At 63.8% G+C, this 20592-nt stretch carries 18 protein-coding genes; 13 read left to right on the forward strand and 5 right to left on the reverse strand.

Going from position 1 to position 20592, the window contains the following annotated elements; all coding sequences use genetic code 11:
* Nucleotides 1–88: 88 nt before the first annotated feature.
* Both DXH78_RS10085 and DXH78_RS10090 read left to right on the forward strand, forming a co-directional pair.
* Entirely contained in the window at nucleotides 89–1768 is a 1680-nt protein-coding gene (locus DXH78_RS10085; RefSeq protein WP_115516907.1) for a thiamine pyrophosphate-binding protein, read from the forward strand.
* A 76-nt stretch (nucleotides 1769–1844) separates the two neighbouring features.
* Nucleotides 1845–2495: a TetR/AcrR family transcriptional regulator gene (locus DXH78_RS10090; protein WP_115516908.1), complete on the forward strand. Its 651-nt coding sequence runs from the start codon at nucleotides 1845–1847 to the stop codon at nucleotides 2493–2495.
* A 7-nt stretch (nucleotides 2496–2502) separates the two neighbouring features.
* On the opposite strand, the gene DXH78_RS10095 is transcribed toward DXH78_RS10090, so the two are convergent.
* The 3 genes from DXH78_RS10095 to DXH78_RS10105 all read right to left on the reverse strand — a co-directional run bounded on the left by DXH78_RS10095 (nucleotide 2503) and on the right by DXH78_RS10105 (nucleotide 4506).
* Nucleotides 2503–3030 carry a GNAT family N-acetyltransferase gene (locus DXH78_RS10095; RefSeq protein ID WP_115516909.1) on the reverse strand — a complete coding sequence of 176 codons (528 nt, stop codon included), beginning with the start codon at nucleotides 3028–3030 and terminating at the stop codon, nucleotides 2503–2505.
* Nucleotides 3031–3137: 107 nt separating this feature from the next.
* On the reverse strand, nucleotides 3138–3965 hold the full coding sequence (locus tag DXH78_RS10100; RefSeq protein ID WP_115516910.1) for a universal stress protein: 828 nt from the start codon (nucleotides 3963–3965) through the stop codon (nucleotides 3138–3140).
* Between the two features lie 142 nt (nucleotides 3966–4107).
* A complete protein-coding gene (locus tag DXH78_RS10105) occupies nucleotides 4108–4506 on the reverse strand; it encodes a c-type cytochrome (RefSeq protein WP_115516911.1) in 399 nt (132 codons plus the stop codon).
* Nucleotides 4507–4667: 161 nt separating this feature from the next.
* Between DXH78_RS10105 and DXH78_RS10110 the strand changes: the two genes are divergently transcribed.
* From DXH78_RS10110 to DXH78_RS10135, 6 genes are all read left to right on the forward strand, one after another.
* Nucleotides 4668–6161 (forward strand): FAD-linked oxidase C-terminal domain-containing protein, encoded by a 1494-nt coding sequence (locus DXH78_RS10110; RefSeq protein WP_115516912.1) that lies wholly within the window; start codon nucleotides 4668–4670, stop codon nucleotides 6159–6161.
* A 36-nt stretch (nucleotides 6162–6197) separates the two neighbouring features.
* On the forward strand, nucleotides 6198–7412 hold the full coding sequence (gene glcE, locus DXH78_RS10115; protein ID WP_115516913.1) for a glycolate oxidase subunit GlcE: 1215 nt from the start codon (nucleotides 6198–6200) through the stop codon (nucleotides 7410–7412).
* Between the two features lie 8 nt (nucleotides 7413–7420).
* Entirely contained in the window at nucleotides 7421–8755 is a 1335-nt protein-coding gene (gene glcF, locus DXH78_RS10120) for a glycolate oxidase subunit GlcF (RefSeq protein ID WP_115516914.1), read from the forward strand.
* Nucleotides 8756–8850: 95 nt separating this feature from the next.
* Nucleotides 8851–9123 (forward strand): histone, encoded by a 273-nt coding sequence (locus DXH78_RS10125; protein WP_115517839.1) that lies wholly within the window; start codon nucleotides 8851–8853, stop codon nucleotides 9121–9123.
* Nucleotides 9124–9438: 315 nt separating this feature from the next.
* Complete coding sequence (locus DXH78_RS10130) at nucleotides 9439–10506, forward strand: Rossmann-fold NAD(P)-binding domain-containing protein (protein ID WP_430727480.1); 1068 nt, start codon at nucleotides 9439–9441, stop codon at nucleotides 10504–10506.
* 511 nt (nucleotides 10507–11017) lie between these two features.
* On the forward strand, nucleotides 11018–11920 hold the full coding sequence (locus tag DXH78_RS10135; protein WP_168192764.1) for a TorF family putative porin: 903 nt from the start codon (nucleotides 11018–11020) through the stop codon (nucleotides 11918–11920).
* Nucleotides 11921–12017: 97 nt separating this feature from the next.
* On the opposite strand, the gene DXH78_RS10140 is transcribed toward DXH78_RS10135, so the two are convergent.
* Nucleotides 12018–13757 carry an ABC transporter ATP-binding protein/permease gene (locus DXH78_RS10140; RefSeq protein ID WP_115516916.1) on the reverse strand — a complete coding sequence of 580 codons (1740 nt, stop codon included), beginning with the start codon at nucleotides 13755–13757 and terminating at the stop codon, nucleotides 12018–12020.
* A gap of 283 nt (nucleotides 13758–14040) precedes the next feature.
* Here DXH78_RS10140 and DXH78_RS10145 point away from each other — a divergent pair, with 283 nt between their 5' ends.
* From DXH78_RS10145 to DXH78_RS10160, 4 genes are all read left to right on the forward strand, one after another.
* Entirely contained in the window at nucleotides 14041–15168 is a 1128-nt protein-coding gene (locus DXH78_RS10145) for a TRAP transporter substrate-binding protein (RefSeq protein ID WP_115516917.1), read from the forward strand.
* An 88-nt stretch (nucleotides 15169–15256) separates the two neighbouring features.
* Entirely contained in the window at nucleotides 15257–15925 is a 669-nt protein-coding gene (locus tag DXH78_RS10150; RefSeq protein WP_115516918.1) for a TRAP transporter small permease subunit, read from the forward strand.
* A complete protein-coding gene (locus tag DXH78_RS10155) occupies nucleotides 15922–17670 on the forward strand; it encodes a TRAP transporter large permease (protein WP_115516919.1) in 1749 nt (582 codons plus the stop codon). The genes DXH78_RS10150 and DXH78_RS10155 overlap by 4 nt, the downstream gene beginning before the upstream one ends.
* 19 nt (nucleotides 17671–17689) lie before the next feature.
* Nucleotides 17690–19018 carry an amidase gene (locus DXH78_RS10160; protein WP_115516920.1) on the forward strand — a complete coding sequence of 443 codons (1329 nt, stop codon included), beginning with the start codon at nucleotides 17690–17692 and terminating at the stop codon, nucleotides 19016–19018.
* Nucleotides 19019–19029: 11 nt separating this feature from the next.
* Here the strand turns inward: DXH78_RS10160 and DXH78_RS10165 are convergent, their stop codons facing one another.
* Complete coding sequence (locus tag DXH78_RS10165; protein ID WP_115516921.1) at nucleotides 19030–19914, reverse strand: dienelactone hydrolase family protein; 885 nt, start codon at nucleotides 19912–19914, stop codon at nucleotides 19030–19032.
* A 139-nt stretch (nucleotides 19915–20053) separates the two neighbouring features.
* Here DXH78_RS10165 and DXH78_RS10170 point away from each other — a divergent pair, with 139 nt between their 5' ends.
* Nucleotides 20054–20578, forward strand: coding sequence for an META domain-containing protein (locus DXH78_RS10170; RefSeq protein ID WP_115516922.1), 525 nt, complete (start codon nucleotides 20054–20056; stop codon nucleotides 20576–20578).
* The last annotated feature ends 14 nt before the right edge of the window (nucleotides 20579–20592 follow it).

Raw genomic sequence — 20592 nt, forward strand, 5'->3', positions numbered from 1 at the left:
CGGCGCTACGGGGCATTTCGACCTCTCGCTGCGCCGCCTGTGATGGTCTATAAAATTTGCCGTCTTAAGGCGACATCCGGAGTGTGACATGCGTTCGAACGACGGCACCCGCACTGGTGGCGAGATTCTCATCGACCAGTTGGTCGTTCAGGGCGTGCGTCACGCTTTCTGTGTGCCGGGCGAAAGCTATCTTGCTGCGCTCGACGCGCTGCACGATGCGCCGATTTCGCTGACCATCTGCCGCCACGAGGGTGCCGCGGCGATGATGGCGGAAGCCGTCGGCAAGGCGACCGGCAAGCCCGGCATCTGTTTCGTCACGCGCGGGCCGGGCGCGACCAACGGATCGGCCGGCGTGCATATCGCGCGGCAGGACTCGGCGCCCATGATCATGTTCGTCGGCCAGGTCGGCCGCGACATGCGCGAGCGTGAAGCCTTCCAGGAGCTCGACTATCGTCAGGTATTCGGCGGCATCGCCAAATGGGCAACCGAGATCGATGATGTCGCGCGTATACCGGAGGTCGTGTCGCGCGCCTTCTTCACGGCTTGCAACGGCCGGCCCGGTCCGGTGGTGGTCGCGCTGCCGGAAGACATGCTGACCGAGCGCTGCGTGGTGCCCAATGCGACCGCCGTCGAGCCGGTCGAGACCTGGCCAGGGCTCAACGACATGAGCCGCTTGCAGAAGATGCTGTGGGCGGCGAAAAAGCCGATCGCCATCATTGGCGGTTCGCGCTGGTCGGAAGCGGCGAGCGCGGCGATGATGCGCTTTGCCGAACGCTTCGCGTTGCCGGTGGCGACCACGTTCCGCTACCAGCATCTGTTCGACGCCACGCACCCTTGTTACGCCGGCGACTTCGGCATCGGCCCGAACCCGAAGCTGCTGGCGCGCATCAAGGGTGCCGATCTCGTTCTGCTGATCGGCGACCGCATGAGCGAGATGTCGTCGCAGAGCTACACGGCCTTCGACATTCCCGAACCGCAGATGAAGCTCGTTCATGTGCATCCGGGCGCCGAGGAGCTGGGCCGCGTCTATCACCCGACGCTGGCGATCAATGCGGCGCCGACCGCGTTCTGCGCCGCGCTCGAGGGTTTGCAGCCGCCGAACGACATCGGCTGGAAGGGCGAGGCCGACACCGCGCATGCCGATTTCCTGGCCTGGACCGAGACGCCGTCGGCGCAGCCGGGGCCGATCAATCTCGGCGAGATCATGGTGTGGCTGCGCGACAATCTCGGCCCCGAGGCCATCATCACCAATGGTGCCGGCAACTTCGCCACCTGGATCAACCGTTATTATCGCTTCCGTCGCTACAACACGCTGATCGCGCCGACCTCCGGCTCGATGGGCTATGGCTTCCCCGCTTCCGTGGCGATGAAGACGTTGTACCCGGACCGGACGGTTGTCTGCGTCGCCGGCGATGGCGACTTCCTGATGACCGGCAACGACTTTGCCACCGCCGTGCAATATTCGCGGCCGGTGATCGTGATCCTGTGGGACAACGGCACTTACGGCACCATCCGGATGCACCAGGAGCGCGAATATCCGGGCCGTGTCGTCGGCACCGATCTGAAGAACCCGGACTTCGTGGCCTATGCCAAGGCCTTCGGCGGCTTCGGCATTCGCGTCGAGAAGACGGCTGACTTCCCGGCGGCTTTCGCCGCGGCGCAGAAGTCGGGTCTGCCGTCGATCATTCACCTCAAAGTCGATGCCGAGCCGCTGACGCCCGGCATGTCGATGAGCGCCATCCGCGCGAAAGCGCTGGCGGGCAAGTAACCCCCACCGGCAAGGGAGCAGGTGCCCGGCGGCCTTCCCCTTGTCACAAACGGGTGAATCGCTGTTCACTCGTTGAATGCCGTACCGCCGGACCGACAATGTCATCCGCCGCCTCGCCGAGCGCGAAAAGACCATCCTCGAGGCGGCTATCGCCCTGGCGGCCGAGGGCGGCATGGCCGCCGTGCAAATCGTGGCGGTGGCCCAACGCGCCGGCATCGCCGCCGGCACGGTCTACCGTTATTTCCCGACCAAGAACGACCTCGTGGCCGAACTGATCGCGGCGGTGGCCGGGCGGGAGCTCGAGGCCATGCAGACCGCGGCGGATGCGGCGCCCGGCCCGCTATCGGCGCTCGCCTCCGGCATTGCCCGTTTTGCTTCGCGGGCGCTGGCCGAGCGCAAGCTTGCCTGGGCGGTGATCGGCGAGGCGGTGGATGCGGAAGTCGATGTCATGCGCGCCGACTTCCGGCAGTCGCTCGCGGGCGAACTGGAGCGGCGCATCAACATCGCCATCGGGCTGCGTTTCCTGCCGGAACAGGACGCGCGTCTGGCGGCCCCGGCCATTGTCGGGGCGCTGATGGAAGGCCTGCTCAGCCCCATGGCGCCGACGCATGCGGATGCCGCAGCGGCGCGCGAGGCCGTTCAGACGGTGACCTTGTTTTCGCTGCGTGCGCTTGGCGTCATCGATGCCCGCGCCCGCGGCATGGTGGCGCAGGTGGTCCTGACCTAGCGCACGATCAAGCAACGGCCTCGGCCGGCACTTCGGCGAGCGGCAGTTCGACATGGTAGGTGCCGGGCTCGTCCGGATCGTTCCGGAGATGAAAGCCGAGTTCGCCGCACATCTGCAGCATGGTGGTGTTCTCGGCGAGGACCTGGCCGCGCACCGCTTTGAGCCCGTGCTCCTTCGCATAGGCGATCATGTGTTTCATCATCAGCCAGCCGAGGCCGCGCCCCTTGAGGTGCGAGCGCAGCAGGATGGCGAATTCGCCGGTCTCGTGTTTGTCGTCGTCGTGCAGCCGGACGACGCCGAGCAGCCGTCCATCGGCGTCGAGCGCGACGAAGGCCATCGCCTTGTTCGGGTCGTAATGGACGAGCTTGTCGATCATCTCCGGCGACACTTCACGGATCGCCGAGAAGAAGCGCAGGCGCAGATCGAAGCTCGTCACCTTGGCGAGAAAATCGGGATAGAGCGCGGCGTCCTCCGGCCGGAGCGGACGGAGGACCACCATTTCGCCGTTGAGCAGCTTGACATGGCGTGAGAGCACTTTGACCCTCCGTCATTCCGGGGCGCGAGCGACAGCGAGCGAACCCGGAATCCAGAAACGAGCTCTCTGAGAGTAGCCGGATTCCGGGGCGCGTCCCGGAACGACCACTAGTGCGACATCAGGACCGGCACCGTCATGCTTTCGAGAATGCCGCGCGTTGCGCCGCCGAGGACGAACTCGCGCAGACGCGAATGGCCGTAGCCGCCCATCACGATCATGTCGGTGCTGGAGTCCGCCGCGTAAGACAGGATGGTCGAGGCGACATCGATGTCCGGCGAGGTGATGCGCTTGACGTCGACCTTGAGGCCGTGCCGCGCGAGGTGTTGGCCAAGATCGGCGCCGGCAATCTCGTCGCCTTTGGCCGCCTTGCTGGCGATGATGACAATCTCCACCTGCTTGGCCTTCTTGAGCAACGGCAGGCTGTCGGCGATGGCGCGGGTCGCGGCGCGGCCGCCATCCCAGCACACCATGATGCGGTCGAACTTCACGCCGCCCTTCTGAATGAACGGCACGTACACGACGGGCCGCCCGGATTCGAACAGCGCGGTCTCATCGACCACTTCGTCCTGGAACCCTTCGGCGGGATCGGCCTGACCGACAATGACGAGGTCGAAGCGGCGGCCGATGCGGGCGAACTGGTCCGCCGCGCCGGACACGCTGGCGGAGATGATGCGCGATTCGGCCGACAGGCCGGAACGCTTGGCCGCGGCTTCGAATCGGGCCACGGCAGCCTTGGCCTTCTTGTCGGCTTCGGTGCGCTGCGCCTCGATGAACTCCGGCGGAATGCCGCCCATCACGGCGCCCGGAATGACCGGCTCGTAAGAAAAGGCGACGCCCGCGACATGCGCTTCCAAAGCTTCCCCGAGCGCGACGGCGTAATCGCCGGCGGGGTCCTTCGCGCCGAGACCGAGATTGACAACGATATCTTTGATCATAATGGCAGCTCCCTTGGGGCTTGGTGTGCCCCACGACTACTATAGTGCCGACAACTACGCGCGCCGACCTTGACCGAGGTCAAATGTGCGCCGCGCGCGATCGATATCGATTGAGCCGGCCTCGTTGGCCGGCCGGTTCCGTCTACTTCTTCTTGCCGCTGGCGTCGAACTGGACGAGATAGGCCCAGAGGTTCTTGGCCTCGGTCTCGTTCTTGATGCCCGGGAAGATCATCTTGGTGCCTTTGATCTTGGCGCGCGGGTCCTTGATGTAATCGAGGAACTCGGCCTCGGTCCAGGTGATGCCCGAATTCTTGTTAGCGTCGGAGTAGGCATATCCTGGAACTGAGCCCGAGTGACGGCCTTCGAGACCGTTGAGAACAGGACCGACCTTGTTCTTGGCGTCTTCGCCGACGGCGTGGCAGGGCAGGCACTTCTTGAAGGAGTTTTCGCCGGCCGTCAGATCCTGCGCTGCAGCGTGTTGCGCCGCCACAGCGATCAATGCGGCCGCGCAGAAAGCGCCGCGGAAAAAGGTCTTCCTCATTGCAAGTTTCCTTTCGTCGTTTTGGGCGACACCGGTCCCGGATGCATTTACATTCCAATATCCGAATGCTTCCCCGGGCCGCCGGTGTCAACCCGCCCGATTGGCTGGTATCGTCGCAGAAGCTGGCGGCAGGGGTATAACGTGGTCCTGGAGACTTATTGATGTCGGTCAAAATGCCCGAGGCGGATCAGGCGATCCTTGGCCGCCGTGCCGAGATCGTCAAGGCGCTGCGCACCATTGTGCCGGGCGAGGGCGTGATCGACCGCGAACACGAGATGAAGCCGTTCGAATCCGACGGGCTGACCGCTTACCGCCAAATGCCGATGGTCGTGGTGCTGCCGGAAACGACGCAGCAGGTGGCTGAGATCCTCAAATATTGCCACGCCGAGGGCATCAAGGTGGTGCCGCGCGGCGCCGGCACCTCGTTGTCGGGCGGCGCTCTGCCGCTGGCCGACGGCGTGCTGCTCGGCATGGCCAAGTTCAATAAAATTCGCGACATCGATTTCGACAATCGCATTGCCGTGGTCGAGCCAGGCGTCACCAACCTGGCGGTGTCGAACGCGGTCGCCCATGCCGGCTTCTACTATGCGCCCGATCCGTCGTCGCAGATCGCCTGTACCATCGGCGGCAATGTGGCGGAAAATTCCGGCGGCGTGCATTGCCTGAAATACGGCATGACCACCAACAATGTGCTGGGCTGCGAGATCGTGCTGATCACCGGCGAGGTGGTGCGGCTTGGCGGCAAGCATCTGGATTCCGAAGGCTACGACCTGCTTGGTCTCGTCGTCGGCTCGGAGGGTCTGCTCGGCGTCGTTACCGAGGTGACGGTGCGCATTCTCAAGAAGCCGGAAACCGCGCGCGCCGTGCTGATCGGTTTTCCGACCTCCGAGCAGGGCGGCGCCTGCGTTTCGAAGATCATCGCTGCGGGCATCATCCCCGGCGGCATGGAGATGATGGACAAGCCGGCGATCCATGCGGTCGAGGAATTCGTCCATGCCGGTTATCCGCTTGATGTCGAGGCCTTGCTGATCGTCGAACTCGACGGGCCGGCGGCGGAGGTCGATCATCTCATCGCGCGCGTCGAGACCATTGCCCGGGAGTGCGGCGCGGTATCTTGTCAGGCGTCGCAGTCGGAAGCGCAGCGGCTTCTGTTCTGGGCGGGCCGCAAGGCCGCGTTCCCGGCGGCGGGACGCATTTCGCCGGACTATTACTGCATGGACGGCACCATCCCGCGCGCCAAGCTGCCTTTGGTGCTGGCGCGCATGAAGGAGCTGTCGGAGAAGTATCAACTCGGTGTCGCCAATGTCTTTCATGCCGGCGACGGCAACCTGCACCCGCTGATCCTCTACGACTCCAACAAGCCGGGCGAACTCGATCGCGCCGAGGAGTTCGGGGCCGATATCCTGCGGCTCTGCGTCGAAGTCGGCGGTGTGCTGACGGGCGAACACGGCGTCGGCATCGAAAAGCGCGACCTGATGCCGGCCATGTTCTCCGAGATCGACCTCAATGCCCAGCAGCGCGTCAAATGCGCCTTCGACGCCAAGGGCCTGCTCAATCCGGGCAAGGTATTTCCGCAACTGCACCGTTGCGCCGAACTCGGCCGCATGCACATCTCGGGCGGGCAGTTGCCATTCCCCGATTTGCCGCGGTTCTGATGGTCGTTCGCCGTTTCTCTTTGTCGAGCCCTTTTCGTGACCGACGTTTTTAAGCCCACCGAAGTCTCTCAGGTCGAAGAAGCCGTGCGCTGGGCGCTCGGCAACGACAAGGCATTCGAAGTTGTCGGCACAGGCTCCAAGCGTGCACTCGGCCGACCGAGCCAAACCGACATGACTCTCGACCTGTCCGGACTGTCCGGCGTGATGCTCTATGAGCCGGACGAACTCGTCCTCTCTGCGCGAGCCGGCACGCCTTTGGCGGAGATCGAGAAGCTGCTCGACGATAACAACCAGCAACTCGATTTTGAGCCGATGGACTACGGCCTCTTGCTCGGTCAGGAGGCAGGGCAGGGCACGATCGGCGGCACGCTGGCGGTCAATTTGTCCGGCCCGCGCCGCATCAAGGCCGGCGCCGCGCGCGACCATTTCCTCGGCGCCACGGTTGTGACCGGCCGCGGCGAAACCGTGAAAACCGGCGGCCGGGTGGTGAAGAACGTCACCGGTTATGATCTGTGCAAGGTGCTGGCCGGCTCCTGGGGCACGCTGGCAGCGATGACCGACGTGACGATCAAGGTGCTGCCGAAGCCGGAGACCGAGGCGACCGTCGTCGTTGAAGGTCTCGACGACGCGCAGGCCTGCGCGGCGATGGCGGCGGCGCTGGGCTCGTCCTGCGATGTGTCGGCGGCAGCGCACCTGCCGGACCATGTGGCCTCTTATTTCGATGGTCTGCCTCATCCCGAAGCCTCGACCGTGCTGCGGCTCGAAGGCGTGGCGCCGTCGGTCACGCACCGCACCAATACGCTCCTCAAGCTGATGCGGCTCTTTGGCGCGGCGGTCGCGCTCGACGAGACGAATTCGAAGGCACTATGGCGCAGCGTACGACAGGTGGCGCCATTTGCCATCGAGACGGCGCGCGCCCGGCCGCTCTGGCGTATCTCCACGGCGCCGGCGCAGGCGCACAAGCTGGTCGATCTCGTCACGCCGGCGGCGCAGATGTTCTACGACTGGGGCGGTGGTCTCGTCTGGGTGGCAATGCCGTTCGAGAACGAGGCCGATGCCGGCTCGATTCGCCGCGCCGTTGCCGAGATTGGCGGCCACGCGACGCTGGTGCGCGCGCCGGTTTCGCTGCGGGCCTCGGTCGACGTCTTTCAGCCGCAGGAGCCGGGCCTGGCGGCGTTGAGCAAGCGCGTGAAGGACAGCTTCGATCCCAAGGGCGTGCTCAATCCGGGCCGCATGTGGGCGGGGGTGTAAGACATCTCATGCAAACCAATTTCTCGCTCGTCCAGCTCGCCAATCCGCAGATCGCAGAAGCGGACAAGATTCTGCGCGCCTGCGTGCATTGCGGCTTCTGCACCGCGACCTGCCCGACCTATGTGCTGCTGGGAGACGAACTCGACAGCCCCCGCGGGCGCATTTACCTCATCAAGGACATGCTCGAGAATGACCGGCCGGCGAGCCGCGAGGTGGTCAAACATATCGACCGCTGCCTGTCCTGCCTGTCCTGCATGACCACCTGTCCGTCCGGCGTGCACTACATGCACCTCGTCGACCATGCCCGCGACCACATCGAGAAGACCTACAAGCGCCCGCTGCACGACCGGGCCATCCGCGCCATGCTGGCCCATGTTCTGACCAACCGGTCGCTGTTCCGCCTTGCGGCGGTTGGCGGCTGGCTGGCGCGCCCCTTCGCCGGCGTCTTCGCAGCCATCGGTCTGACACGCATTGCAGCGATGGTGAGATTGACCCCGGCGAGCATTCCGGCGCCCGCGTCCGACCGGGGCCGCATGGTCTCCCCCGCGACGGGGGTACGCCGTGGCCGGGTGGCGTTGCTCGGCGGCTGCGTTGGTCCGGTGCTGCGGCCCTCGACCAATGAAGCCGCCATCCGGACCCTGAACCGCCACGGCATCGAGGTGGTGATTGCCGAGGGCGAAGGCTGCTGCGGCTCGCTCACCCATCATATGGGACGGGAGGAGCAGGCTTTCGCGCAGGCCAAAGGTACGATCGATGCGTGGACGGCGGAGCTCGAACGGGAGCCGCTCGACGCAATTCTGGTGACCGTGTCCGGCTGCGGTACGACGATAAAAGACTACGGACATATGTTCAGGAACGACCCGGCCTATGCCGACAAGGCCGCCCGCATATCGGCGCTGGCCAGGGACGTCAGCGAGTATCTGGCCACGCTCGACCTCGCGCGTGCGACGGTTCAACCGCTCAATGTCGCCTATCACGCGGCCTGCTCGCTGCAGCATGGTCAGAAGATAGTGCATGCACCGAAAGAATTGCTTTCCAAGTTGGGCTTTGTCGTCAAAGATGTTGATGAGGGGCATCTGTGTTGCGGCTCGGCGGGCACCTACAACATTCTTCAGCCGGCCATCGCTTTGAGGCTGCGGGACCGCAAGGTTGGCAACATCGAAAAGCTCCAGCCGGATGTGATCGCGGCCGGCAATATCGGCTGCATGACTCAAATCGCATCCGGAACGACAATACCGGTGGTTCACACGGTCGAGCTGATCGACTGGGCAACCGGGGGCCCGATACCGGAGCCGCTCGCCCGCATCGAGGGGATCAACCCGGGCGGCGCGAGCGCCGGTTAGTCGGCAGTTACTTGTAAGAGCTTTGCGTAAGGGTCTCGGGCTTCAAGCCGGGGCCTGTGAACTGCAATCTGTTCAAAACCGATCGGAGGTCGATCATGGCAAAGAAGCGTAAGAAGGCGGTCAAGAAAACCGCGAAGAAGGCCAAGAAGAGCAAGAAAACAAAGAAGACGAAGAAAGTCGTCGCGGCGAAAAAGAAGTCCGCCAAGAAGACTGCGAAAAAGGCCAAGAAGGCCGCTCCGGCCAAGAAGAAGGCCGCTCCTGCGAAGAAGAAAGCGGCGCCGAAGCCCGCGCCCGCTCCGGCGGCTCCGCCTGCGGCTGCCCCGGCTCCGGGCACGCCGACCTTCGGCGGCATGGGCAACGGCCAGTAGCGGCCGGTCCTCACGGACCGCTTGCTGCGCTCCAAACGGGGCGGCTGGGCGCGATATGCGCGCGCAGCCGCCCTTGTTGTTTGTTGCAGGCTCACTCCGACAGGCTGTATCGCGGATGGCTCGAAGGGCGCCGATCGGGAGAGCCATTCACACGGCGAACCTGGTACAGCGTGTCCGATTGCATCGCCCCGCCGGGACGCCTAGACTCAATTCAACTAGCTGCGGCCGGCCGCCGGCCTTGGTCCGGCCGGGAACAAAATTCAGCGAAGCCGCCAAGAAAATCCGCCAAGAAACTGAGTGAGGGAGCCTTCAATCATGGCGTACAACATTCTGCTCATGGGCGCGTCCTACGGGTCGCTGCTGGCCTCCAAACTGCTGTTCGGCGGGCACTCGATCCATCTGGTCTGCCTGCCGGCCGAGGCCGATCTGATCAACGCCGAAGGCTTCAGGGTCACGTTGCCGATCCGCGGCCGCAAGGACCCCGTGCTGCTCGAGTCGCGCAAGCTGCCGGGCAAGGTCACGGCGGGCGGCGCGGCTGGCGTTGATCCGTCGAAATACGATCTGGTCGGCCTGTGCATGCAGGAACCGCAGTATCGCTCGGACGGCGTGCGCCAGCTGCTCGACGCCGTCGGCAAGGCGCGGGTGCCGTGCATGTCGATCATGAACATGCCGCCGCTGCCTTACATCAAGCGCATCCCCGGCCTCGACTATGCGGCGCTTGAGGCGGCCTATACCGATCCCCGCGTCTGGGATTCGGTCGATCCGAAGAAGATCACGCTCAACAGTCCCGACCCGCAGGCGATCCGTCCGCCGGACGGCAAGGCCAACGAACTCCTCGTCACGCTGCCGACCAACTTCAAGTGCGCGCGCTTCGAGGATGACAAGGACACGCAGATCATCCGCAACCTCGAGAAGGATGTGGACGCCGCCCGCTTCGACGCGCCGGAAGGCAAGATCGAACTGCCGGTGAAGCTCAAGGCCTACGATTCGATCTGGGTGCCGCTGGCCAAGTGGTCGATGCTGCTCGCTGGCAACTACCGCTGCATCACCAAGGACGGCATGCGCACGGCGCAGGAGGCCGTGTGGACCAATGTCGAGGAATCGAAGTCGGTTTATAATTTCGTGTTCGATCTGTGCGTGAAGCTCGGCGCCTCGCCGGACGACCTGGTGCCGTTCGAGAAATATGCCGCCGCAGCGCAGTCGCTGTCGCGGCCGGCCTCGGCGGCCCGTGCGCTCAATAATGGTGCGCCGAATATCGAGCGCGCCGACAAGCTGGTGCAGCTTATCGCCAAACAGAAGGGCCTCAGCCACCCGGCCATCGACGCCCAGGTGGCGCTGGTCGACGAAAGGCTGGCCGCCAACCGCAAGAAAACGGCCGCTTGAAACGGGGGGGGGCTTTCTAGGGCGGTCGTTCACGGTCCGGTTCGGGCCGAATCGGCGCTCCCCGCCCGGAATGCTCCCGGTGGTCTATGCAACAGACAGCGGCCCGCCCGTCCCGGCGGGCCGTTTTTTATGGGGTGTTTATATTTGTCGGGCCGGCCGGCGGTATCCTGGTTTCAAACGCCCGGCCGTAGGGCGCAACCAGCAGTTTCTTTTAATATCCGATAAGCAGGACCATTTCGCGGCTCTACGTCGCCAAGCCGGAGTTGTGTCATCTCCGCAACACCGCCTTTGAAACTTTTGAAAGAAGTGCGTGAACGCCTAATAAGGCAGCAATTGCCGTCCTTTTCACCTTGCTGATTTGCATGACTCCAGACGAAAAATGACACCAATGCACGCCCTGTTGCGTAAGGGACGTCCTGCCTTGGCGAGGGTCTTTTCGCGAGGGATTACGCAACCGGGACGGGCGAGTGCATCGGTCGAAGACCGATCTGAAAGTGAAGGGGCAGGGTCTATGAAGAAGATTTTGATATCAGCAGTCGCCGCGGTCGTTTTATCCGCCGCGCCCGCATTTGCTGCGGATATGCCGGTGAAGGCGAAGAAGGTTGCTGTCGCGCCGGCGCCGAGCATCTTCGATATCGCTTTCGGCGGCGTCGTGATGAGCGACTATAACTTCCGCGGCGTTTCGCAGTCGAACCGCGGTTTCTCGGGCGGCGCTTATTTCGAGCCGCAGCTTTCGATCGGTTTCGGCACGCTCTATGCCGGTATCGCCGCTTACGGCGTTGACTGGCCGAGCACGGCGCCCGCTTACGGCTTCACCAATCCGTCGGCGGAAGTCGACCTGTATGGCGGCTGGCGTAACACCTTCGGCGCGCTCTCGGTCGACCTCGGCCTGATCTATTACTACTACCCGAAGGAAACCTGGAACGGCGCGACCGACGACAGCGACTTCTACGAACTCTACGGCAAGTTCGGTTATGCGATCACGCCGGACCTGTCGATCGGTGCGAACCTGTTCTGGACGCCGGACCTCTTGCACTACAGCAAGACCTTCACCGCGACGGGCGGCCAGAAGGCGGGCGCGACCTACGGTTCGTTGACCGCGAAGTGGGTGCTGCCGTGGACCACGAACGGCATCGGCGCCTACGTGTCGGGTGAAGCCGGCCACTGGTGGATCAAGGACACCGGCTTCGTCGCCGCTGGCTTTATCAACCCGAGCTACACCTACTACAACGCCGGTCTGGCCTTCACCTACAAGGCGCTCACCTTGGACCTGCGTTATCATGGCACGGACCAGAGCACGCAGAAGTGCAACGCCTTCCTGGCGGTCGCGGCGGGCAACTCGTCGAGCAACTGGTGCAACGACACCTTCGTCGTGTCGCTCAAGTTCGACACCATGCTCTCGGCCCTCAAGTAAGCCGAACCTGATCGGCCTCATCGGCCAACAAGAAGCGGCGGTCCCAAAAGGACCGCCGCTTTTTTTATGGCCGCGTGCAGTGTGACCGGAGGGCCGCTCAGTGCGCCGCTGGCTCTTCGCTCAGCCGGGCGCCTTCCGCCTGACGCTCGACCGTGACGCGGCGGCTGTGGAAGGCCGTCAACGTCGAGCGGTGACCGATGGAAACGATGGTCGTGCCGGGCAGCCGCTCCGCCAGCAATCGGTACACCGAGGCTTCCGCCGCTTCATCGAGCGAGGCGGTGGCCTCATCGAGGAACAGGTAGTCGGGCTTGAGGAGCAGGGCCCGCGCAATGCCGAGGCGTTGCTGTTCGCCCAGAGACAGCATGCGGTTCCAGTGGGCTTCCTCGTCGAGACGCAAGGCCAGCGCCGGCAATCCCACTGCAGTGATGAGGTCGCCAATGGCCGCGGTGTCGTAGGTGCCCGGTTCGGCCGGATAGGCGATGGCGTCGGTGAGGGTCGCAATCGGGAAATAGGGCCGCTGCGGCAGGATCATCACCTTGGCGCCTGTCGGCACCCGGATGGTGCCCGAGCCGAACGGCCAGATGCCGGCCAGCGCGCGGAACAAGGTTGATTTGCCGGAGCCGGACGGGCCTGTGACCAGCACCTTGTCGCCGGCGGCGATGACGAAGTCTTGTGCGTTCACGAGCGGCGCGCCGTTCGGCAGTTTGACGGCGAGGTCCTTGATCTCCACCGCGGTGCCGCCGGCCGGTTCGATGGCGATGACCGGTGGTGTCGTGGCGATCTCTCGCGCGGTGAGGATCGACCGGTCGAAACCGTCGAGGCGTTCGATCACCGCACTCCATACGGCGAGCTGCCGGTAGGCATCGACAAAGAATGAGAGCGCGCCCTGGACGCTGCTGAAGGCGGAAGCGGTCTGTGTCAGGCCGCCGAGCTGCACCGCGCCGGCAAAATAGGCTGGGCTGATGACAATGATCGGGAACACGGACGCGATCTGGCCATAGCCCGCGGTGAGGAAGGTCAGCCGCTTGGTGCGCGTCATGATCGCCATCCAGTTGTCGGCGAGGCGGGCGAAGCGGCCCAGCAACCGATTGCGCTCGGCCTGCTCGCCTTCAAGCAGCGCGATCTGTTCGGCGTTCTCGCGCACGCGCACCAGGCTGAAGCGGAAATCCGCTTCGTAACGCTGCTGCTGGAAATTCAGCGCGACCAGCGGCTTGCCGATCCAGTGTGTCAGCGCGGTACCAAGGATCGCATAGAGCAGGGCGGCCCAGAACAGATAGCCCGGAATATTCCAGGCGACGCCGAACAGGTGGAGCGGAGCGGCCGCGGACAAGCCCCAGAGGATCACGCTGAACGAGCCGAGGGTGACGATCGAGTTCAACAGGCCGAGGCCGAGCGGCAAAATGCCGCCCTCGATGAACAGCCTGATGTCCTCGGCGATGCGCTGGTCGGGATTGTCCGCTGCATCGCCGAGCAACTGCATGCGGTAGTGATTGGATCCATCAAGCCAGCGGTCGAGATAGGTTCGCGTCATCCAGCGTCGCCAGCGGATCTGCAGCCACTGGTTCAGATAGAGCTGATAGACGGCGGCGATGATGAAAATCGTGGCCAATACGCAGAAATAGCCGAGCTCATAGACGAATCTGTCCCAGTTTCGGTCTTGCAGTGCATTATAAAATCGCGCGTTCCATTGATTGATGAGGACGGTAATCGCCACGATACCAAGCTCGATGGCGATGATGGCGGCGAGCAACAGGCGGCCGGCCCAGCGCTCTTCCGACCGGAAATACGGGCTGGCGATCCGCCATACCGTGGCGAGCGTTGCGATAATTCCTCTCAAGGGAGGCTCCTTCGGTCGACAGGGCAGGGAGAAATGCTTGGCAGGCAGCGGTTTCGCACATGCGTAATAACAAACCGGCCAATCTTGGATATTGGAAAAGAGGCATTTGCCGGGCATCCCACCCTGCCCAAGGTTGCGTCAGTTCGCGGACGCTCTTACGATATTCCTCAAGGGTTGCTTGGTCTTGGGCCGCTGGCTTTGGACCAAGGAATAAGCCCCGATGACAAATGTTTAATACAAAGAAGAAAACTGAGGAAACAAAGCCCCAAGGGAGGGATTCAGAATGGCTAAATCGGACCAGCCTGCAACCGCGACCCGCCGCCGGTTTCTCCGTGGTGCTGCGGTCGCTGGCGTAGCGGCCATCGCCGCGCCGAGCGTCGTCAAGGCCCAAGGTGCCGTCAGCATGCGCTGGCAGAGCACCTGGCCATCGAAAGATATCTTCCACGAATACGCTCTCGACTTCGCCAAGAAGGTCAACGACATGACCGGCGGCGATCTCAAGATCGAAGTTCTGCCGGCGGGCGCCGTGGTGCCGGCCTTCCAGCTCCTCGACGCCGTGTCCAAGGGCACACTCGACGGCGGCCACGGCGTGCTCGTCTATCACTACGGCAAGCAGACCGCGCTGGCGCTGTGGGGGTCGGGCCCGGCCTTCGCCATGGACGCCAACATGCTGCTGGCGTGGCACAAATACGGCGGCGGCAAGGAACTGCTTGAGAAGCTCTATGCCTCGATCAATGCCAACGTGGTGTCGTTCCCCTACGGTCCGATGCCAACCCAGCCGCTCGGCTGGTTCAAGAAGCCGATCACCAAGGCCGATGACATCAAGGGCCTGAAGTATCGCACCGTCGGTATTTCGATCGACGTGTTCACCGGTCTCGGTGCCGCGGTCAACGCGCTGCCGGGCGGCGAAATCGTCGCGGCGATGGATCGCGGCCTGCTCGACGCGGCGGAATTCAACAACGCCTCGTCGGACCGCATCCTCGGCTTTGCCGACGTCTCCAAGGTCTGCATGCTGCAGAGCTATCACCAGAACGCCGAGCAGTTCGAGATCATGTTCAACAAGGACAAGTTCAACGCACTGCCCGAGAAGATGCGGTCGATCATCGCCAATGCCGTCGAGGCCGCGTCCTCGGACATGTCCTGGAAGGCGATCGACCGCTACTCGAAGGACTATGCCGAACTGCAGACCAAGGACAAAGTGCGTTTCTACAAGACGCCCGATGCGATCCTCAAGCAGCAGCTCGATATCTACGACGATGTCGCCAAGAAATACGCGGCGCAGAATCCGCTGTTCAAGGAGATCGCCGACTCGCAGCTCGCCTTCGCCAAGCGCGCCACGCAGTGGGAGCAGGACACCGTTGTCAATCGCCGGATGGCCTACGACCATTATTTCGGCAAGAAACCGGGCTGATCCGCGACCAGAACCTCAGGGCATCATCCGGTCGGGCGGCCGGGTGGTGCCCTGAACTCTTCGATTCTCCGCGCCCCGTGCAATTTCAATGAACGTACAGCGTCTTCTGCATACGATCGACGGCATCAGTACGTGGGTCGGCAAGGCGGCAGCCTGGCTCATCATCGGTCTGATGATGTTGGTCTGCGTCGAAGTCTTCAAACGCTACATCATGAACATGCCCACGGCGTGGATCTTCGACGCCTCGAACATGTTCTACGGCACGTTGTTCATGTTGGCTGGCGCCTATACGCTGGCGCAGAACGCGCACGTGCGCGGTGACTTTCTCTATTCGTCGATGCGGCCGCGCATGCAGGCCGGCCTAGATCTCGTGCTCTATATTCTGTTCTTCTTTCCAGGTATCGCCGCGCTGATGTATGCCGGCTACGACTATGCGGCGAACTCTTGGATCATCGGCGAGCATTCCAACGTCACCGCCAACGGGCCGCCGGTTTATCATTTCAAGTCGGTGATCCCGATTGCCGGCGCCTTCGTCATGCTGCAGGGCGTCGCCGAGGTCATTCGCTGCGTCGTTTGTCTGAAGACCGGCGAGTGGCCGAGTCGTCTCAAGGACGTGGCCGAGACCGATGTCATCGAGGAACAGCTCGCGCATAGTGAATTTGTCGACGACGAGGCGCGCAAGATCGCCATCGAGCGCGCCAAGAGCATTGACGAGACCGCACGCCAGCGCGGCATGGGCTCGGAGTTGAATCTATGAGCGACCCCGCACTCGGCCTCCTGATGCTGGGGCTCATCGTCGTCGTCATCATGATGGGATTCCCCACGGCGTTCACGCTGATGGGGCTGGGCATGATGTTCGGCTATGTCGCCTTCTATACGCCCGGGCAGTCGTTTTTTGACAACCGCGTCTTCGACCTCATGGTCGATCGCACCTACGGAGCGATGACCAACGACGTTCTTATCTCCATCCCGTTATTCGTTCTGATGGGATATGTGATGGAGCGCGGCGCGCTGGTCGACAAGATGTTCTATTCGATCCAGCTTGCATTTCGGAACGTGCCGGCGTCACTGGCGGTCGCAACCTTGATCGTCTGCACCTTCTGGGGAATCGCCTCGGGTCTGGTCGGCGCCGTTGTCGTGCTGATGGGCGTGATCGCTTTCAACCCGATGCTGCGGGCCGGCTATGATGTGAAGCTCGCAGCGGGCGTCATCACGGCCGGTGGCACGCTGGGCATTCTCATTCCGCCGTCGGTGATGATCATCGTCTATGCGGCGGTGGCCGGGCAGTCGGTCGTCAAGCTGTACGCTGCGACGATGTTTCCGGGATTCTTCCTGTCGCTGCTTTATCTCGTCTATATCGTCGGTTGGGCGATGATCAATCCAAAGATCGCGCCGCCGCTGCCGCCCGAGCAGACGCGCGTTCCGGTGCCGGAATGGCGGCGTCAGTTTCTCACGGCCTATGGCAGCGAGAATGTATTCGTCGCGCTGTTGCGCGCGCTGGCCTCGCCCGGCCGCGCTCGGGCGATCGTGACGGACAAGGGCGCCTATTCATACCGCAAGCTGATCGCCGATCTTTTCATGTCGCTGGTGCCATTCATCCTGGTCGCCGGTACGCTCTGGCTGGTGTGGTGGTACGTCGTCATTCACCAGCAGGTCGCCGCCATTGAAGTTCCGGAAGGGTTGGAGCAACTCGGTTCGGCTCCGGTTGAAGCGGCGCCGTCACCCGCGGAGCAGGGTCCGGCGGCAAGCTTCTACTACACCTTCGGCGCCATCGCGGTGCTCGGCGCCGTCATCATCGCGCGGTACTACCGGCGCATGAACGCCGACCGCTTCGAGGTCATCAGGCTGCTCACGCAGTCGGTGGCGCCGCTCGGCATTCTCACCGTTGTCGTGCTGGCGGTGATCCTGTTCGGCATCACCACGGCGACGGAATCGGCCGCGGTCGGCGCGGCGGGTGCCTTCCTGCTCGCGTTCTACGCGCGCACGCTCGACTGGAAGCGCACCAAGGAGGCGGTGTTTCTCACCGCCAAGACGACCGCGATGGTGTGCTGGCTGTTCGTCGGTTCGGCGCTGTTCTCCGGCGTGTTCGCGATTCTCGGCGGGCAAGCGCTGCTGGAGAAGTGGGTGCTGGCGCTGAACATGTCGCCCACGGCGTTCATGATCCTGTCGCAGGCGATCATCTTCGTCCTCGGCTGGCCGCTGGAATGGACCGAGATCATCGTGATCTTCGTGCCCATCTTCCTGCCCATGCTCAAACACTTCAACATCGACCCGGTGCTGTGGGGCGTGCTGGTCTTCGTCAACTTGCAGGCAGCCTTCCTGTCGCCGCCGGTCGCGATGTCGGCGTTCTACCTTAAAGGTGTGGCGCCCAAGCACGTCACGCTCAACCAGATCTTCGCCGGCATGATGCCCTATATGTTCGTGGTCATCGTCTGTATGGTGATCATGTACTTCTGGCCCGGGCTGACGCTATGGTTGCCGGAATACCTGTACGGCAACTAATCGGAATCAGACACGCGCCATGACCGAGCTCTCCACCCTGACCGCCGCGCAGGCGGCGGCCACTATCTCTGCCGGCGAATGCTCCTCCGAGGAAATGACCGCGGCCTGCCTCGCGCGTATCGCCGAGACCGAAGAATCGGTCGGCGCCTTCGCCTTCATTGATGCCGAGCATGCGCTCGCGCAGGCCCGCGAGAGCGACGCGTGGCGGCGCAGCGGCAAGCCGATCGGCCCGCTTCACGGCGTGCCGGTCGCGGTCAAGGACCTCATCGACACCGCGGATTACCCCACCGAGTACGGCTCGCGCTATTTCGCCGGCCGCCGGCCACGCAACGATGCGACGGTCGTGTCGCGGCTACGCGCCGCCGGCGCCATTGTCATCGGCAAGACCGTGACGACGGAGATGGCCTATTTCCACCCCGGCAAGACGCGCAATCCGCACGATCTGTCGCGCACACCGGGCGGTTCGTCGTCCGGCTCGGCCGCGGCGGTGGCGGCGGGCATGGTCCCGGCGACGCTGGGCACCCAGACCAACGGTTCGATTATCCGTCCGGCGGCCTTCTGCGGCGTGTTCGGCATGAAGCCGAGCCATGGTCTGGTGCCGCGGACCGGCACGCTGCCGCTGTCACGGTCGCTCGACCATATCGGGCCGATGGCGCGGTCGATCGAGGACATTGCGTTGGTGCTGGATGCGATTGCCGGTTACGACCCGGGCGATCCGGACACGCGGCCGCTGGGCGCCCGAAATTTCCGCGACGTCGCGATGGAAGAGTTCGAGCTGGCGCCGCGCTTTGCCTTCGTCAAGACGCCGATCTGGGACAAGGCCGATGCGAACACCCGCGATGCTTTCGAGGCGCTTGCCGAGGAGCTTGGCGGCGACTGCTTCACCTACGATTTGCCGGATACCTACGCCACCGCATGGGACGCGCAGCGCGCGATCATGGCGGCGGAGATGGTTTTCAATCTCGGCCGCTATGCCGAGGAGGGCGGCGACCTGATCAGCCCGCAATTCAATGCGTTGATGGCGGACGGTCGCGCTATCTCGGCGGCGACCTATCTCGACGCGCTCGAAGACGCGCGCGCCATGCGCGGCGCGCTGGGCGAACTGTTCGAACAGGCCTGCACCGCGATCATCACACCGGCGACGGTCGGGGTGGCGCCGGTCGGCCAGGCCACCGGCGATCCGTCATTCTGCTCGCTGTGGAGTCTGACCGGGCTGCCGGCCGTCACCTTGCCGCTGCTCTCCGGCGAGAACGGCTTGCCGCTGGGCGTTCAGCTCGTCGGCGCCATGGGCGACGACGCGCGGCTCCTGCGTACGGCGAACTGGCTGGTCGAGCGTCTGCCCGGATAAACGTGTCCGGTCTAGGCCTTCGGCGGCGCGCCGAGATGCTCGGCGAAGAAGGCGAGGTTGCGGCTCCAGGCGAGATCCGCCGCCGCCTTGTCGTAGCGGTTGCTGGTGTCGTTGTTGAAGGCGTGATTGACGTCCGGATAAACATAAACCGTGTAGCGCTTGCCGGCGGCCTTCAGCGCTTCCTCATACGCGGGAATGCCGGCATTGATGCGGCTGTCGAGCCCGGCGTAATGTAGAAGCAGTGCCGCATGTATTCTCGGTACGTCGGCGGCCGGCGCCTGCGCGCCGTAATAGGCAACGCCCGCTTTCAGCTCCGGCGACTGCACGGCAATGCGGTTCACCATCCCGCCGCCCCAACAAAAGCCGACAGCGCCGACATTGCCCGTCGACTCGGCGTGCTTCGCCAGGAACGGCACCGCGGCGGCGATGCGCTGGGCGGTCTCGCCGGCATTGAGCGAGCCGATCATGTCGCGTCCCTTGTCTTCGTCGGCCGGCGTGCCGCCGAGCGGCGACAGCGCATCGACGCCGAAAGCGAGAAAGCCGGCGAGCGCGAGGCGGCGCGTTACGTCCTCGATATGCGGATTGAGGCCGCGGTTCTCGTGAATGACGAGCACTGCTGGCCGTTTCGCGCCGCCCTTGAGCCGCGCCAGCGTGCCGGACATCGGCGTGCCGCCGGCATCGTAGGTCGCTTTCTCGATCGTCAGCCGGGCGTCATCCGCGGCTACGATCGCGGCGCGGGCATAGTCGTTCTGCAACAACGGCAGCAGGGCGGCGGCCGCAGCGGCTGAGCCTGCGACAGCCGTTAGCCGGTCCATGAAGGTGCGTCGATCGATGAGGCCGTGCGTAAAACTGTCGTAAAGATCGACAACGCGCTGTTCCGCGCTGTGCTGTTTCATGAACGGCTCCCACGGTGAAGTGCGTTGCATTCTAGAACGATGTCGTCGCGGGAACCTGCGGAAAAGCGCCGCAGTCATGTAACAACATTGTCATGCTGTGGGCATTGCCAACAATGCCTCGGAATGAGGCTGGTGTATCTTGACGACGGAAGGCGAAGGCTTCATGGGATCGGCCCTCACCTCGATCGGTCGTGAGTGCGGCCTACTTGTGGAGAAGCAGATGGATGTTCGGCGTTTGACCGCGTGGCGGTCGCTGACGATCTTGATGTTCGCGGCTCTGGTATCCGGCAACACGGCGGCGGTGGCGCAACAATTTCCGTTCGATCAGGTATTGGTGCTGGAAGCGCCGCGGATGGGCCCGTTGAAGCGCGTCCCGGTTCTCACCATCGGCGCCGATGGCCGTACCACGGTCGATCTGTGGTGCAAGACCGTACCGGCCTTGTTCGAAGTGAGTGGTGCGGAGATCAAAATCCAGACTGCGCCGCTGCCGGAGGCATTGCCGCTTTACATGAGCACCGGCCAATGCAGCCCGGAGCGGATGCAGGCCGATGTCGCGCTGCTTGACCAGCTCACGCAGGCGACCGCATGGCAGCGCCAGGGCGATTATGTTTCGCTGGTGGGCCCGGGCGGTGCGCCGCTTCGGTTCAGGCTGTCGACCCACTGAGCCCCGACAATCGA

Origin of the sequence: Undibacter mobilis, assembly GCF_003367195.1 — a bacterium.
Lineage (GTDB): Bacteria > Pseudomonadota > Alphaproteobacteria > Rhizobiales > Xanthobacteraceae > Pseudolabrys > Pseudolabrys mobilis.

What these genes read in the sequence shown, in the direction of transcription:
- DXH78_RS10085 (WP_115516907.1), top strand. Translation starts at nt 89, where the DNA reads ATGCGTTCGAACGACGGCACCCGCACTGGTGGCGAGATTCTCATCGAC.
- DXH78_RS10090 (WP_115516908.1), top strand. Translation starts at nt 1,845, where the DNA reads ATGCCGTACCGCCGGACCGACAATGTCATCCGCCGCCTCGCCGAGCGC.
- DXH78_RS10100 (WP_115516910.1), bottom strand. Translation starts at nt 3,965, where the DNA reads ATGATCAAAGATATCGTTGTCAATCTCGGTCTCGGCGCGAAGGACCCC.
- DXH78_RS10105 (WP_115516911.1), bottom strand. Translation starts at nt 4,506, where the DNA reads ATGAGGAAGACCTTTTTCCGCGGCGCTTTCTGCGCGGCCGCATTGATC.
- DXH78_RS10110 (WP_115516912.1), top strand. Translation starts at nt 4,668, where the DNA reads ATGTCGGTCAAAATGCCCGAGGCGGATCAGGCGATCCTTGGCCGCCGT.
- glcF (WP_115516914.1), top strand. Translation starts at nt 7,421, where the DNA reads ATGCAAACCAATTTCTCGCTCGTCCAGCTCGCCAATCCGCAGATCGCA.
- DXH78_RS10125 (WP_115517839.1), top strand. Translation starts at nt 8,851, where the DNA reads ATGGCAAAGAAGCGTAAGAAGGCGGTCAAGAAAACCGCGAAGAAGGCC.
- DXH78_RS10130 (WP_430727480.1), top strand. Translation starts at nt 9,439, where the DNA reads ATGGCGTACAACATTCTGCTCATGGGCGCGTCCTACGGGTCGCTGCTG.
- DXH78_RS10135 (WP_168192764.1), top strand. Translation starts at nt 11,018, where the DNA reads ATGAAGAAGATTTTGATATCAGCAGTCGCCGCGGTCGTTTTATCCGCC.
- DXH78_RS10145 (WP_115516917.1), top strand. Translation starts at nt 14,041, where the DNA reads ATGGCTAAATCGGACCAGCCTGCAACCGCGACCCGCCGCCGGTTTCTC.
- DXH78_RS10150 (WP_115516918.1), top strand. Translation starts at nt 15,257, where the DNA reads ATGAACGTACAGCGTCTTCTGCATACGATCGACGGCATCAGTACGTGG.
- DXH78_RS10155 (WP_115516919.1), top strand. Translation starts at nt 15,922, where the DNA reads ATGAGCGACCCCGCACTCGGCCTCCTGATGCTGGGGCTCATCGTCGTC.
- DXH78_RS10160 (WP_115516920.1), top strand. Translation starts at nt 17,690, where the DNA reads ATGACCGAGCTCTCCACCCTGACCGCCGCGCAGGCGGCGGCCACTATC.
- DXH78_RS10165 (WP_115516921.1), bottom strand. Translation starts at nt 19,914, where the DNA reads ATGAAACAGCACAGCGCGGAACAGCGCGTTGTCGATCTTTACGACAGT.